This window comes from Buttiauxella noackiae ATCC 51607 (assembly GCF_001654865.1).
GTDB classification, from domain to species: domain Bacteria; phylum Pseudomonadota; class Gammaproteobacteria; order Enterobacterales; family Enterobacteriaceae; genus Buttiauxella; species Buttiauxella noackiae.
Genome location: NZ_LXEO01000007.1, coordinates 45,095 through 60,592, shown reverse-complemented (window position 1 = coordinate 60,592; position 15,498 = coordinate 45,095). Strand labels below are relative to the sequence as shown.

At 49.4% G+C, this 15,498-nt stretch carries 15 protein-coding genes; 13 read left to right on the top strand and 2 right to left on the bottom strand.

The annotated features are described in order from the left end of the window. Positions 1-9: 9 nt before the first annotated feature. Positions 10-492, bottom strand: a complete 483-nt coding sequence (locus M979_RS01965; RefSeq protein WP_034494009.1) for a zinc ribbon-containing protein — start codon at positions 490-492, stop codon at positions 10-12. Positions 493-873: 381 nt separating this feature from the next. Between M979_RS01965 and leuS the strand changes: the two genes are divergently transcribed. Genes leuS through nadD form a run of 4 tightly spaced genes read left to right on the top strand, consistent with a single transcriptional unit; the run spans position 874 to position 5,768 of the window. Then, positions 874-3,456 (top strand): leucine--tRNA ligase, encoded by a 2,583-nt coding sequence (gene leuS / locus M979_RS01960; protein ID WP_064553423.1) that lies wholly within the window; start codon positions 874-876, stop codon positions 3,454-3,456. Positions 3,457-3,470: 14 nt separating this feature from the next. Continuing rightward, complete coding sequence (gene lptE, locus M979_RS01955) at positions 3,471-4,094, top strand: LPS assembly lipoprotein LptE (protein ID WP_064553421.1); 624 nt, start codon at positions 3,471-3,473, stop codon at positions 4,092-4,094. Then, positions 4,091-5,122, top strand: coding sequence for a DNA polymerase III subunit delta (gene holA, locus M979_RS01950; RefSeq protein WP_064553419.1), 1,032 nt, complete (start codon positions 4,091-4,093; stop codon positions 5,120-5,122). Before lptE ends, holA begins: the two co-directional genes overlap by 4 nt. Continuing rightward, positions 5,115-5,768: a nicotinate-nucleotide adenylyltransferase gene (gene nadD, locus M979_RS01945; RefSeq protein ID WP_064553417.1), complete on the top strand. Its 654-nt coding sequence runs from the start codon at positions 5,115-5,117 to the stop codon at positions 5,766-5,768. Before holA ends, nadD begins: the two co-directional genes overlap by 8 nt. On the opposite strand, the gene cobD is transcribed toward nadD, so the two are convergent. Further along, positions 5,740-6,834, bottom strand: a complete 1,095-nt coding sequence (gene cobD / locus M979_RS01940) for a threonine-phosphate decarboxylase CobD (RefSeq protein WP_064553415.1) — start codon at positions 6,832-6,834, stop codon at positions 5,740-5,742. The two genes, nadD and cobD, sit on opposite strands and share 29 nt — an antisense overlap. An 84-nt stretch (positions 6,835-6,918) precedes the next feature. Here cobD and M979_RS01935 point away from each other — a divergent pair, with 84 nt between their 5' ends. From M979_RS01935 to lipB, 9 genes are all read left to right on the top strand, one after another. Beyond that, positions 6,919-7,530: an adenosylcobalamin/alpha-ribazole phosphatase gene (locus M979_RS01935; RefSeq protein WP_064553413.1), complete on the top strand. Its 612-nt coding sequence runs from the start codon at positions 6,919-6,921 to the stop codon at positions 7,528-7,530. A 251-nt stretch (positions 7,531-7,781) separates the two neighbouring features. Further along, a complete protein-coding gene (gene rsfS, locus M979_RS01930) occupies positions 7,782-8,099 on the top strand; it encodes a ribosome silencing factor (RefSeq protein WP_034456713.1) in 318 nt (105 codons plus the stop codon). A gap of 3 nt (positions 8,100-8,102) precedes the next feature. After that, on the top strand, positions 8,103-8,573 hold the full coding sequence (gene rlmH / locus M979_RS01925; RefSeq protein ID WP_034456714.1) for a 23S rRNA (pseudouridine(1915)-N(3))-methyltransferase RlmH: 471 nt from the start codon (positions 8,103-8,105) through the stop codon (positions 8,571-8,573). A 27-nt stretch (positions 8,574-8,600) separates the two neighbouring features. Next, entirely contained in the window at positions 8,601-10,502 is a 1,902-nt protein-coding gene (gene mrdA / locus M979_RS01920; RefSeq protein WP_034456716.1) for a peptidoglycan DD-transpeptidase MrdA, read from the top strand. A 2-nt stretch (positions 10,503-10,504) separates the two neighbouring features. Further along, positions 10,505-11,617 (top strand): peptidoglycan glycosyltransferase MrdB, encoded by a 1,113-nt coding sequence (gene mrdB, locus M979_RS01915; protein ID WP_064553411.1) that lies wholly within the window; start codon positions 10,505-10,507, stop codon positions 11,615-11,617. Between the two features lie 16 nt (positions 11,618-11,633). Further along, on the top strand, positions 11,634-12,782 hold the full coding sequence (gene rlpA / locus M979_RS01910; RefSeq protein ID WP_064553409.1) for an endolytic peptidoglycan transglycosylase RlpA: 1,149 nt from the start codon (positions 11,634-11,636) through the stop codon (positions 12,780-12,782). 143 nt (positions 12,783-12,925) lie between these two features. Further along, positions 12,926-14,137: a D-alanyl-D-alanine carboxypeptidase DacA gene (dacA, locus tag M979_RS01905; protein ID WP_034457229.1), complete on the top strand. Its 1,212-nt coding sequence runs from the start codon at positions 12,926-12,928 to the stop codon at positions 14,135-14,137. A 111-nt stretch (positions 14,138-14,248) separates the two neighbouring features. After that, positions 14,249-14,512: a DUF493 family protein YbeD gene (gene ybeD, locus M979_RS01900; RefSeq protein ID WP_034456720.1), complete on the top strand. Its 264-nt coding sequence runs from the start codon at positions 14,249-14,251 to the stop codon at positions 14,510-14,512. Between the two features lie 91 nt (positions 14,513-14,603). Then, positions 14,604-15,245, top strand: a complete 642-nt coding sequence (gene lipB / locus M979_RS01895) for a lipoyl(octanoyl) transferase LipB (RefSeq protein WP_064553407.1) — start codon at positions 14,604-14,606, stop codon at positions 15,243-15,245. The last annotated feature ends 253 nt before the right edge of the window (positions 15,246-15,498 follow it).

Below are 15,498 nucleotides of genomic sequence, written 5' to 3'. Positions count from 1 at the left end.
TCAATTTTTTTAAGGTTCAAACGGCCGACGGCTAAACTGGTTATGCCCACATTTTGGGCAAACTGGCAGCACATCTGGGGTGTAAATCGCCAGGTGGAAATGACAATTCTCACAGACAAGATTCCCAAGCCCCACCACTTCACCACTATGATAAACGCCGTGATGATTGAGATCCTGGAAAACTTCACGCCACTCGAGTTGCGTTTTGTCGGTAATATCAGCCAGTTCCTGCCAAAGACTCTCTTTAATCACGCGCATGAAAACGCTGTCGGTAAACTCCCCCTGGCTTTCATTGTAACTACGTGCAAACTCTTCTAAATCACGACGGACTGCACGTGTCACTTCATCGACTTCGGTACGAGTCAGCTCCCCGGTTTCGTTCATGCGTTTACGCGCGCTGGCGACCAGTTCGTCAATATCGCGCTCTCCATTACGTAACCGTTCGGTGAGTGAGGCCACCAGTTCACGGTAAAATTGAGCAACCTTGTTCATCGTCTACCTGCCTCCTTGAAGAGTTTCATGCGTTCAGTGTCATGTAACCTGCTCTAATAGTAGACGTTAATCTGCCTTCACTTTGTTAGATTGCCCACAAGCAAGGTAAATAACTGCAAACGAGAAATGATGCCGCGCGCTTTCGAAAGGCTGTTTTGCCGCATCCTAATCAGCTATGCTATGCAAATATAAATACTCTCTTAGGATTGGGAACTTACGTTTTACCGCAGACTTATCAGCTATGTGTGCGGATTTAAACGCCTTCTTAGGATTGGGAACTTACGTTTTACCGCAGACTTATCAGCTATATATGCGGCTCTAAAAAACTCGTTAGAATTTACCGACATTTAGCTGTCTTTCATCACAGGACCACAGGCTACCATGCAAGAGCAATATCGCCCGGAAGAGATAGAATCCAACGTACAGCTTCACTGGCAAGAGAAGCGTACTTTTGAAGTTACCGAAGACGAAGGCAAAGAGAAGTATTACTGCCTCTCGATGCTCCCCTATCCTTCTGGCCGACTACACATGGGCCACGTTCGTAACTACACCATCGGTGACGTTATCGCACGTTATCAGCGCATGCTTGGCAAAAACGTTCTGCAGCCAATCGGCTGGGATGCGTTCGGTCTGCCAGCAGAAGGGGCTGCGGTAAAAAATAACACCGCCCCAGCGCCATGGACTTACGACAACATCAACTATATGAAGAACCAGCTCAAAACGCTGGGCTTTGGTTATGACTGGAGCCGCGAGCTGGCGACCTGTACCCCTGAATACTACCGTTGGGAACAGCAGTTCTTTACCCAGCTGTATAACAAAGGGCTGGTTTATAAAAAAACCTCCGCTGTTAACTGGTGCCCAAATGACCAGACAGTTCTTGCGAACGAACAGGTTATCGACGGTTGCTGCTGGCGTTGTGACTCCAAAGTTGAGCGTAAAGAAATTCCACAGTGGTTTATCAAAATCACCGCTTATGCTGACGAGTTATTAAACGATCTGGATACGCTGGACCATTGGCCTGAGCAGGTCAAAACCATGCAGCGTAACTGGATTGGCCGCTCTGAGGGTGTTGAGATCACTTTCGATGTGGAAAACAGTGCTGAAAAGCTGACTGTTTACACCACGCGACCGGACACCTTTATGGGTGTGACCTATCTGGCCGTTGCAGCGGGTCACCCAATCGCGCAACAAGCAGCGTTGAACAACCCTGCGCTGGCTGAATTCGTCGAAGAGTGCCGTAACACCAAAGTTGCTGAAGCAGAAATGGCAACGATGGAGAAGAAAGGTGTTGCGACTGGCGTTAACGCTATTCACCCACTGACAGGCGAATCTGTTCCAGTATGGGTGGCAAACTTCGTACTGATGGAATACGGCACCGGTGCAGTAATGGCCGTTCCAGGCCACGACCAACGCGACTGGGAGTTTGCGACCAAATATGGTCTGCAAATCAAACCGGTCATTCTGAATGCCGATGGTAGTGAACCAGACCTGACGGCTTCAGCAATGACCGAAAAAGGCGTGCTGTTCAATTCAGGTGAATTCGACGGTCTGGACTTCCAGAACGGCTTTAACGCTATTGCCGACAAACTGGCTGCCAAAGGTGTTGGTGAACGTAAAGTTAACTATCGTCTGCGCGACTGGGGTGTTTCCCGTCAGCGTTACTGGGGCGCACCTATTCCAATGGTGACTCTGGAAGACGGCACCGTTATGCCAACGCCTGCCGATCAGCTGCCGGTTATCCTGCCAGAAGATGTGGTAATGGACGGTATCACCAGCCCAATCAAAGCCGATCCTGAGTGGGCAAAAACCACTATTGATGGCAAACCTGCGCTGCGTGAAACCGATACCTTTGATACCTTTATGGAGTCATCCTGGTACTACGCGCGTTATACCTGCCCGCAGTACGATAAAGGCATGCTGGATTCCAAAGCGGCTAACTACTGGCTGCCGGTTGATATCTACATCGGTGGTATTGAACACGCCATCATGCACCTGCTCTACTTCCGCTTCTTCCACAAACTGATGCGTGATGCAGGCATGGTGACCTCTAACGAGCCTGCCAAACAGCTGCTGTGTCAGGGTATGGTTCTGGCTGACGCGTTCTATTACACCGGCGTTAACGGTGAGCGTAACTGGGTTTCTCCGGTAGATGCGATTGTTGAGCGCGATGAGAAAGGCCGTATTATCAAAGCCTCTGACGCACAAGGCCATGAACTGGTCTATGCTGGCATGAGCAAAATGTCGAAGTCGAAAAACAACGGCATCGACCCACAAGTGATGGTTGAACGTTACGGCGCAGATACTGTTCGCCTGTTTATGATGTTTGCATCTCCTGCGGATATGACGCTGGAATGGCAGGAATCTGGCGTTGAAGGGGCTAACCGCTTCCTGAAACGTGTCTGGAGACTGGCTTACGAGCACACCAGCCGTGGCGCAGCACCTGCATTAGATGTTGCAGCACTGAGTGAAGATCAAAAAGCATTGCGCCGTGATGTTCATAAAACTATCGCGAAAGTGACCGATGATATTGGTCGTCGTCAGACCTTTAACACCGCAATCGCTGCCATCATGGAATTGATGAACAAACTGGCGAAAGCACCGCAGGACGGCGAGCAAGACCGCGCTCTGCTGAACGAAGCGCTGATTGCTGTAGTTCGTATGCTTTATCCTTTCACCCCGCATGTTTGCTTCGATATGTGGCAGTCTCTGGGTGGTGAAGGCGATATCGATAACGCACCATGGCCACAGGCAGATGAAAAAGCGATGATCGAAGACTCGCTGCTGGTTGTTGTGCAGGTTAACGGTAAAGTTCGCGGTAAAATCACTGTTCCAGCGGATGCAACGCAAGAACAGGTGCAGGAACGCGCAGGTCAGGAACATCTGGTTGCGAAATATCTTGAGGGTGTGACCGTACGTAAAGTGATTTACGTGCCGGGCAAACTGCTCAATTTGGTTGTGGGCTAAGCGCAGGAGGAACCGTGCGACATCCCTTTATCAGCTTGTTAGTTACTTTGGCGGTGCTTGTCACCGCCGGGTGTGGTTTTCACCTGCGTGGCAACACGCAGGTTCCGGATCAAATGAAAACCTTGATCTTCAACTCTGGTGATCCCAACGGCCCACTAGCGCGTGAAGTACGCTCTCAGTTGCGCCTAAACGGCGTTACGATTGTCAGCGATACCGGAACAGGTGTTCGCAAGGATATTCCGTCTCTGCGCTTGCTAGGCAGCTCACTCGGAAAAGATACTGCATCTGTCTTCCAGGATGGTCGCACAGCGGAGTATCAAATGGTTATGACAGTTTCAGCGCAAGTGCTGATTCCGGGTCATGACATTTATCCGATTAACGCCAGAGTGTATAAGTCATTCTTTGATAACCCACTCGCTGCACTGCAAAAAGATGCCGAGCAAGATTTATTGATCAAAGAGATGTATACCACTGCAGCTCAACAGCTTATTCGTAAGCTGATGACCGTGCATGTTGCTGATGTCGCTGAAACCGAAGCAGCGCAGACGCCTGTTACAGGCACTAGCTCAACTTCTACGCCAGCAACACCAGCAGGCCGCACGTCGACCACGCTTTCGGCCACATCTGGTAGCCAATGATTCGGTTGTACCCTGAACAACTTCGCGCGCAGCTCAATGAAGGGCTGCGCGCGGCGTATCTGCTACTTGGTAACGATCCGCTATTACTCCAGGAAAGCCAGGATGCCATTCGCCAGATGGCTGGCACCCAGGGTTTCGAAGAACACCATACCGTTCAGATTGATGTCAGTACCGACTGGCAAGATCTGTTCTCGATTTGCCAGGCTTTAAGCCTGTTCGCCAGTCGCCAGACACTTCTGTTGTTGTTACCAGAAAATGGTGCAAACGCTGCAATCAATGCACAACTAGAAACTCTGGTGTCTCTGCTGCATGACGACATTCTTCTGCTGGTACGCGGTAACAAATTCACCAAAGCTCAAGAAAATGCAGCGTGGCTGAGTAAACTGGCCGAACGTTGCGTTATGGTGACGTGTCAAACCCCGGAACAGGCTCAATTGCCTCGCTGGGTTGCACAACGCGCTAAACAGATGAATCTCACGCTTGATGATGCTGCCAACCAACTGCTGTGTTATTGCTACGAAGGAAATCTGCTGGCACTGTCGCAAGCGCTGGAACGTCTTTCGCTCATTTGGCCTGATGGTACGTTGACCTTGCCTCGGGTTGAGCAAGCGGTAAACGATGCAGCACACTTCACTCCATTCCATTGGGTCGATGCGATTCTGGCAGGGAAAAGTAAGCGCGCATTGCATATTCTGCAACAGCTCCGGTTGGAAGCCAGTGAACCGGTGATTTTGCTGCGCACCATCCAACGCGAACTGCTACAACTGGTTAATCTCAAACGCCAGTCGGCTAACACCCCACTGCGCACGTTATTTGATCAACAACGCGTATGGCAAAATCGTCGCGCTCTGGTGACTGAAGCACTCAATCGCCTATCTGCCGAACAGCTTTATCAGGCAGTGCGTTTGCTTAGCCAAATAGAAATGACGCTGAAAAAAGATTACGGCCAGTCGGTCTGGGCCGAGCTTGAAGGGCTTTCTCTGTTGCTGTGCCATAAAGCCCTGCCGGAAATTTTCATCGATGGCTAAGACTGCGTCGAGGTTAACTGCTCTGTATGGTGGGACATTCGATCCCATCCATTACGGGCATTTAAAACCGGTCGAAGCGCTGGCAAAACAGGTAGCGCTGCACCAAGTCACTATCATGCCGAATAACGTTCCGCCACACCGTGCGCAGCCCCTTGCGAACAGCGAGCAACGCAAAACCATGGTCGAACTTGCCATTACCGGAAATGCGCTATTTAAGCTGGATGACCGCGAACTGCAACGTGAAACACCCTCGTACACCGTTGAAACTCTCGAACAATTACGCTCGGAGATTGGAGCTGAACAACCATTGGCGTTTATTGTGGGGCAGGACTCATTGCTTAGCCTGCAACGCTGGTACCGTTGGGAAACATTGCTGACGTTGTGCCACCTGCTGGTTTGCCAACGTCCCGGATATTCTCTATCGATGAATACACCAGAAGAGCAACAATGGCTTGATGCGCATCAAACCACTTCGGTAGAAGAGCTTCATAACCAGCCAGCCGGTAAAATTTACCTCGCACAAACACCAATGTACGACATTTCGGCAACGGCTATCCGCCGGCGGTTAGAACAACATCTGCCTTGCGATGATCTGCTCCCCGCAGCAGTAGCTGAGTTTATTCGCCAGCACCATCTGTATTGCTAAGAATGCACTGCATAGCAGCCAGTAGTTTGTCGTTGTCGACAGGGCTTTTAATCGCCACACGGTAATAGCGCGAATCTAGTCCCGGATAATTTGCACAGTGACGAATTAAAATATTCTTTTCCAGCAACCGTCGTTGCAGATCTAAACCTTCAATTTCACAACGTAGAAAAATATAGTTCGCCCGTGGGGGCCATACTGTAATTCCCGACTGTTTACTAAGACCTTTAAACAAGCGAGGTTGCTCGGTGCTTAGCCAACGATAACTCGCCTCAATATATTCCCTGTCATTGAGAATCACCTCTCCTGCCAGGGCCGCAAACGCATTAATAGTCCAGGGTTCTCTTTGTGCTCGAATACGTCCAACCACATCTGTATTGGCACTCACCATATAGCCAAGTCGTAGACCGGCAATAGCAAAAAATTTGGTGAGTGAGCGCAGAACATAAAGTCGAGAGAACTTTGCTAAGTGCGGAATCAGGCCTGGCTCATCGGGTAAAAAATCGAGGAAGGCTTCATCAATAATTAAATCGATATGGTTTTCCTGACAACGCTGCGCAATGGCCAACAGCAAAGATTTATCCGGCATCAAACCGGTCGGGTTATTTGGTGTACATAAAAACAAGCAATCCAAATCAGGCGTTAATACCTGCAGTAGTGATTCATCAGGTTGCCAGCTTTGTTCTTCACTAAGATGGAAATCAATTATTTCGCAATTAATGCGCGTTAGCGCGCGACGATATTCGGCAAAACCCGGCGTCAATAACAACGCCTTACGTGGCAAGAGTTGCTGCACTAGATTAAATATCAGCTCCGTTTCGCCATTACCTGCCAATACCCACTCCAGGGGGACTTGATGATGTTCTGCCAAAGCCTGGTGCAGCGCGCGATACTCAACGTCAGGATAACGTTCAGCAAGAACCAGGTTTTCAGTAATGGCGCGCTTCAATGAATCGGGCATACCCAATGGATTTATATTGGCACTAAAATCGATAAGTGAACCTGCATCCACCCCCATAACAGTTGCAGCTTCAATGATATTGCCGCCGTGCTGGCTACTGAACGCCATACATCCCCCAATAAAACAGACTTCGAACTTGAGACGCAATGATACACTTATGCCAGTGCCAGCCAATGTTTGCGCGAGGATGAGATGAAGTTATGGTTAGTGCGCCATGGACAAACCCAGGCAAATTTAGACGGTCTTTACAGTGGCATTTCTGAAACTCCACTGACTGCCGAAGGCATTAATCAGGCCAAAGCGGTAGGTGATATGCTATGCCATATTGATTTTGAGAAGGTACTTTGCAGTGAGTTGGGCCGAGCACAACACACCACTCAATTAATTCTCCAGCAACGTAAAACCCCTGTAGTTACCGAACCACGTCTCAATGAGATGAATTTTGGGGACTGGGAGATGCGCCACCACCGTGATTTACAACGCCTGGATAGCGAGAACTACGCCGCATGGTGCAATGACTGGCAGAACGTTATTCCCCGCAATGGTGAAGGTTTCCAGCTTTTTTCCCAACGTGTCAACGAGTTCTCCACATCTCTATCCGCATTGCCAAAAGAAGATAATGTTCTGATTGTGAGCCATCAGGGAGTATTGAGTTTGCTTATCGCCACCCTGCTCAACATGCCACCCTCGTCATTGTGGCACTTTGTGATTGAACAAGGGGCATGGAGTTTAATTGAGATTCGTGAGGGGTTTGCCACTCTGGGAACTCTCAATAACCGCGCTATTTGTCCACCGGTGCAATAAGTTGCCAGCGTCTGTGGTATCGTCAACCATTGACACTACACCTCAGACTGTTATGCTCCGCTGCCATAATTTCCTGCCCGCAAGCATGACTTTCCAAAATAGTTTTACAAAAATGGCGATGCAAACCAGGTCACTCGGTGGGATGATACCCCGCTTTGAGCGCCGCATTGCCGAATTGTCAGTAAAGCTGCCCCATTATGGGTATCATGCGGGCTAAATCGAACACACTCTACTTTTCCCAGGGGGAACACTTGCAGGGTAAAGAATTTCAAGATTTCATCGTCGATAAAATTGACGACCTCAAAGGCCAGGATATCGTTGCTATAGATGTTCAGGGTAAATCAAGCATCACTGATTGCATGGTTATCTGTACCGGTACTTCTAACCGCCACGTTATGTCTATCGCTGAACACGTTGTAGAAGAATCCCGCAAAGCCGGTTTTGATGCATTAGGCGTGAAAGGCGTGAACGCAACCGACTGGGTTGTTGTTGACCTTGGCGAAGTTATCGTCCATGTGATGCAAGAAGAAAGCCGCCAGCTATACGAATTGGAAAAACTCTGGGGTTAATGAGTGAAGCTGCAATTAGTAGCAGTTGGCACCAAAATGCCTGACTGGGTGCAAACCGGCTTTACCGAGTACCTGCGTCGTTTTCCCAAGGATATGCCATTCGAACTGGTAGAAATTCCTGCGGGAAAACGCAGCAAAAATGCCGATATCAAGCGCATTCTCGAAAAAGAAGGCGAAATGATGTTGGCAGCGGCCGGCAAGGGCAACCGAATTGTCACGCTGGATATCCCGGGGCAACCTTGGGATACGCCACACCTTGCCGTGCAGCTTGAACGCTGGAAACAGGATGGTAGAGATGTCAGCTTGCTGATTGGCGGCCCGGAAGGACTTGCTCCAGCATGCAAAGCTGCTGCAGAGCAAAGCTGGTCACTGTCCAATCTGACAATGCCGCATCCTTTAGTTCGGGTGCTGGTAGCGGAAAGTCTCTACCGTGCGTGGAGCATTACGACCAACCACCCTTATCACCGTGAGTAGATATCGTCAGGTAGAACAAAGCTGCGGATGAAATTACAGAATTCTTTTCGTGACTATACAGCTGAGTCTGCGCTTTTTGTGCGCCGGGCGCTGGTCGCGTTTCTTGGTATTTTGGCACTAAGCGGTGTGCTTGTTGCCAACCTTTATAATTTACAAATCGTCCGTTTCACTGACTACCAGACTCGCTCGAATGAAAACCGCATAAAGCTGGTCCCTATTCCGCCTAGCCGCGGCATTATCTACGATCGCAACGGCACACCACTCGCACTCAACCGCACCATTTACCAAGTGGAAATGATGCCGGAAAAAGTGGACGACGTGCAGGCAACGCTTGAAGCGTTACGCTCAGTCGTAGATTTAACTGATGACGATATTGCCAACTTTAAGAAAGAGCGAGCACGCTCTCATCGCTTCACCTCTATTCCGGTCAAAACCAACCTCACCGAAGTTCAGGTCGCACGTTTTGCCGTCAATCAGTACCGTTTCCCGGGGGTTGAGGTTAAGGGCTATAAACGCCGTTACTATCCGTATGGTTCAGCACTAACACATGTCATTGGTTACGTTTCCAAAATTAACGATAAAGACGTTGAACGCCTTGATAAAGACGGCAAGCTGGCAAACTACGCCTCAACACATGATATCGGTAAGCTTGGTATTGAACGTTATTACGAAGATGTCTTGCATGGCCAGACCGGTTATGAAGAAGTTGAAGTAAACAACCGTGGCCGTGTGATTCGCCAGCTCAAGGAAGTACCGCCACAAGCCGGGCACGATATCTATCTGACTATCGACCTTAAGCTTCAGAATTACATTGAAACCTTATTAGCAGGAAGCCGCGCAGCAGTTGTGGTCACCGACCCACGCACCGGCGGCATTCTGGCGCTTGTTTCGATGCCAAGTTACAACCCGAACTTGTTCGTTGATGGCATCTCAAGCAAAGACTATTCCGGTTTGCTCAATGACCCGAACACGCCGCTTATCAACCGTGCAACGCAAGGGGTTTACCCTCCGGCGTCCACGGTGAAACCTTACATGGCAGTGTCCGCGTTAAGTGCCGGAGTTATCACCCGCAATACATCTCTCTTTGACCCAGGCTGGTGGCAGTTACCTGGTTCTGAAAAGCGCTATCGTGACTGGAAAAAATGGGGCCACGGCCGCCTGAACGTGACCAAAGCGCTTGAAGAATCCGCAGATACCTATTTCTATCAGGTCGCTTACGACATGGGCATCGACCGTATGGGCGAGTGGATGCGTAAGTTTGGCTACGGGCACTATACCGGTATCGATCTTTCGGAAGAGAGGTCAGGTAACATGCCAACCCGTGAGTGGAAATTGAAGCGCTTTAAAAAGCCGTGGTATCAGGGCGACACTATTCCAGTCGGAATCGGCCAGGGCTACTGGACCGCGACACCGATTCAAATGAGCAAAGCAATGATGATCCTGATTAACGATGGCATCGTGCGCGTTCCTCATTTCCTGATGAGCACGGTTGAGAATGGTAAGCAAGTTCCGTGGCAGCAGCCGGTACAGCCTCCTGTAGGCGATATCCACTCTGGTTTTTGGGAAATTGCTAAAGACGGGATGTATGGCGTAGCTAACCGCCCTAACGGTACAGCTCATAAATATTTTGCCAATGCGCCTTATAAAATTGCGGCAAAATCAGGGACGGCCCAGGTCTTTGGCCTGAAAGCTAATGAAACTTATAACGCCCATAAAATCGCTGAACGCTTACGCGATCATAAATTGATGACTGCGTTCGCCCCTTACGATAATCCACAGGTTTCCGTCACCATGATTCTGGAAAACGGCGGCGCAGGCCCCGCTGTAGGCACCATCATGCGCCAGATCCTCGACCACATTATGCTTGGGGATAACAATACGGTACTGCCTACTGAAGTACCCGCACCACCGGGGGCTGAGGACCAATGACCATGACTGATAATCCAAATAAAAAGTCGTTCTGGGATAAAATCCACATCGACCCGCTCTTCCTTGTGACCATTCTGGCGCTGCTTATCTTTAGTGCGCTGGTAATCTGGAGCGCCAGTGGCCAGGACATGGACATGATGGAGCGCAAAATTGGCCAGATCCTGATGGGACTGGTTGTGATGATCGTGATGGCGCAAATCCCGCCTCGCGTGTACGAAGGCTGGGCTCCTTATCTGTATATTGTCTGCATAATATTATTGGTTGCAGTGGATGCATTTGGAGCGATATCCAAAGGTGCACAACGCTGGCTTGACCTCGGTATTGTGCGTTTCCAGCCGTCTGAAATCGCAAAAATTGCCGTGCCACTGATGGTGGCGCGCTTTATTAACCGCGATGTCTGCCCACCTACACTGAAGAACACCGGCATCGCGCTGATACTCATTTTCATGCCGACGCTGCTGGTTGCCGCTCAACCCGATCTGGGAACGTCTATTCTCATTGCCGCATCAGGACTGTTCGTGCTGTTCTTATCCGGTATGAGCTGGAAACTTATCGGTGTTGCCGTGTTATTGGTCGCCGCCTTCATTCCGATTTTATGGTTCTTCCTGATGCACGATTACCAACGTGCACGCGTAATGATGCTGCTTGATCCGGAAAGTGACCCTCTCGGTGCGGGCTATCATATTATTCAGTCTAAAATTGCTATTGGTTCTGGCGGATTACGTGGCAAGGGTTGGCTACACGGAACACAGTCGCAACTTGAATTTTTACCCGAACGCCACACTGACTTTATCTTTGCAGTACTTGCCGAGGAGCTAGGCTTGGTAGGTGTTCTGGTATTACTGGCGCTCTATCTATTGCTTATCATGCGCGGTCTTATCATTGCCGCTCGTGCTCAGACCACATTTGGTCGAGTAATGGCTGGTGGGCTAATGTTGATTTTATTCGTATATGTGTTTGTTAACATTGGTATGGTTAGTGGTATCTTACCGGTGGTCGGCGTACCTTTGCCGCTGGTGAGCTACGGGGGCTCGGCCCTGATCGTTCTGATGGCCGGGTTTGGTATCGTGATGTCGATACATACCCACAGAAAAATGTTATCAAAAAGCGTGTAAGTGGATGAGGTGCGTAATGGTTAAGCGTTGGCTTGGGATCTGTGTCGTTGCTGCAATACTGGCTGGCTGCTCGTCTGATGATGGTGATCAACAACAGGTAAACCAGCAACCGCAACCGGCGGTGTGTAATGGCCCGACGGTTGAGATAAGCGGCGCGGAACCGCGCTTTGAACCGTTGAGTCCTTCGGCTAATCAGGATTACGAAAATAACGGTAAACGCTACAAAATCGTGCAGAATCCGGCAAACTTTAGCCAGGCAGGTTTTGCCGCTATTTATGATGCGGAACCCGGTAGCAACCTGACAGCATCGGGTGAGCCATTTGATGCGACAGCTCTGACTGCTGCCCATCCAACACTTCCTATTCCAAGCTATGCACGTATCACGAACCTCGCAAATGGGCGCATGATTGTCGTGCGTATTAACGATCGTGGTCCTTACGGTAATGATCGTGTCATTTCGTTATCACGCGCCGCAGCTGACCGTTTGAACAACTCAAACAACACCAAAGTACGTATCGATCCAATTATTGTTGCCCAGGATGGTTCCATGTCCGGGCCTGGTACTGTGTGTACGACTGTTGCCAAACAGACCTACATCCTCCCCCCTCGTCCTGATTTAAGCGGTGGAATGGGCAGTGCCTCTTCTGGAATGCCAGTGGAAGCTCCGCAAGGTGAGGTACGTGCTATTAGCAACTCCTCGCTGAAAAGTGAAGACACTACCGGAGCTCCGGTTAATAGCAGTGGTTTCTTAGGTGCTGCAACTCCCCTGGCCCCCGGCGTGATTGAAAATGACCAGCCAGAAGTTGCCGCGGCTCCTGCAGTAGCAGCAACGCCTGTTCAAACTGCAGCACCAGTGCAACAAAATGCTCCAGTTACAGCACCTGGTTCGGTTCAGGGTAGTGTGCAGACAGCAGCTCCAGTTGCTACAGCTTCCGGGCGTTATGTCGTTCAGGTGGGAGCAGTCAGCGATCAGACTCGTGCAACTCAGTGGCAGCAAAAACTTAGCCAGCAATTTGGCGTGCCGGGCAAGGTTTCCAGTAATGGTGCTATGTTCCGAGTACAGCTTGGGCCATTTAGCAGTCGGAACGAAGCGGCCGCTATGCAGCAACGTTTAATAAGCGAAGCCCAGCAGCAATCTTTCATCACTAACGCACCCGCTATGTAAGTGGTTGTGTCTGGCATCCGTCGTGCGTCAATTAATGTAAATTCCATTAACAAATGATGCGCAAAGACGGATGCCAGCAAAAATCGCTTTTGCTATAGTAAGGCACTTTTTTTATTCCCATCATGGATGTCGTTGTTCTAATCATGAATACAGCCCCTTCTTTTCGTTTTGTTAAACGCCTGGCGCTCACTACGGCCCTCACTCTTTCGGGGATGGCTGTCGCACACGCTGACGACCTGAACATTAAAACCATGATCCCAGGCGTCCCGCAGATTGATGCGGAAGCGTACATCCTGATCGATTACAACTCCGGTAAAGTACTGGCTGAGTCTAATGCCGATACTCGTCGTGATCCTGCGAGCCTGACCAAAATGATGACCAGCTACGTCATCGGTCAAGCGATGAAAGCCGGTAAATTTAACGAAAGCTCGATTGTGACTGTAGGCCAGGATGCATGGGCGACCGGCAACCCGGTATTTAAAGGTTCATCTTTGATGTTCCTGAAACCAGGCATGCAGGTGCCGGTATCACAACTGATTCGCGGTATTAACCTGCAATCAGGTAACGATGCATGTGTTGCAATGGCCGATTTCGTGGCCGGAAGCCAGGATGCATTTGTTGGCCTGATGAATAGCTATGTTTCCGCTCTGGGCCTGAAAAATACCCATTTCGGGACCGTACACGGTCTCGATGCCGAAGGCCAATTCAGCTCAGCGCGTGATATGGCGTTGATTGGCCAGGCGTTGATTCGCGATGTGCCGAACGAATACGCTATCTACAAAGAAAAAGAGTTCACCTTCAACAATATCCGCCAGACAAACCGTAACGGCTTGCTGTGGGATACCAGCCTGCAAGTTGATGGCATCAAAACAGGTCATACCGATGCTGCAGGTTACAACCTGGTGGCCTCTGCAACTGAAGGTCAGATGCGTCTGATTTCTGCAGTGCTTGGTGGACGTACGTACAAAGGCCGTGAAACCGAAAGCAAAAAACTGCTGACCTGGGGCTTCCGTTTCTTTGAAACTGTCTCGCCACTGAAAGCCGGTAAAGAATTTGCCTCAGAACCAGCCTGGTTTGGTGATAACGATCGTGCATCACTCGGGGTTGATAAAGACGTTTATCTGACAATCCCTCGTGGGCGCATGAAAGATCTGAAAGCGAGCTATGTACTTAACACCACGGAACTGCATGCACCGCTGCAGAAAAACCAGGTTGTTGGTACCATCAATTTCCAACTCGATGGAAAAACTATCGAGCAACGCCCGCTGGTTGTTCTTCAGGAAATGCCAGAAGGTAATTTCTTCAGTCGTATCATTGATTACATCAAACTGACATTCCACCATTGGTTTGGTTAATTATTGAACACTTGAAAGAATAGAAGTCGTCCCCATATACTATGAATCAAAGCAACTCCTGCCCCTGTTGGCGGGAGTTATCATTTTTAATGCCGTAACGCTGGAGCTACCATGAAAACCAATCTGAAAGAATTGCTCGAATTTCCGACGCCCTTTACTTACAAAGTGATGGGTTTGGCGAAACCCGAGCTGGTTGATTTGGTCATTGAGGTGGTGCAGCGCCACGCACCTGGTGACTACACCCCACAGGTTAAACCGAGCAGCAAAGGTAATTACCACTCTGTATCGGTCACTATCAAAGCGACTCACATTGAGCAAGTTGAGACCCTGTACGAAGAACTTGGCAAGATCGAAATCGTTCGTATGGTGCTGTAATTTGTAACCTGCCCGGCCAACAGGCCGGGTACTGCTTTTTGTCCCAGTGATATATACTCCCTCATCTTTCTAACCTGCCGGAGACGATGTTTTGTCTCAAAATACTATTCAAATTCGCCAACTAGGCCTGCAACCCTACGAACCCATTTCTCAGGCGATGCATGATTTTACCGATACCCGTGATGAAACGACTGCCGATGAAATTTGGCTGGTAGAACACGAGCGTGTCTTTACGCAAGGCCAGGCAGGTAAAGCGGAACACGTGCTCGTTCCTGGTGATATTCCCGTGATTCAAAGCGACCGCGGCGGCCAGGTCACTTATCATGGACCAGGCCAGCAAGTGATGTACGTGTTGCTTAATCTTAAGCGTCGTAAGCTCGGCGTTCGGGAACTGGTCACCATTCTTGAGCAAACCGTGGTCAATACACTTGCAGAATTACAAATAGAAGCTTATCCACGCGCGGATGCTCCTGGTGTCTATGTTGATGGACGTAAGATTTGCTCACTGGGTTTACGTATACGTAAGGGCTGTTCATTCCACGGGCTGGCATTGAATATTGATATGGATCTCAGCCCTTTTCTGCGAATCAACCCTTGCGGATATGCAGGTCTTGAGATGACGCAGGTCAGTTCATTACGCGCTGGTACGGCACTTGAAGATGTTCAACCATTGCTCATCAATAAATTCATCGAGCTACTGAATAATCCGCCAGTTAAATACATACCTGCTTAATATTTATTGTTCTGATAACTGCATCCTTTACGAATTCCTGGGTGCGTAGTCACATCGACCTCCCGGCGGTTACTATGAGGTCGATTTGCTAATTGTTAACCTTGCAAAGCGCACAATCCAACAACTCATTTACAATTCTTTCCCCATTTACTGCTCTGTCAGGCTAATTTATTCCTTTCAGTGATGATATACTTCGGTCGCTATTAAAAAATAGTTGATAAATAAAACATTCGATTAGCCTGATTTTTTTCAG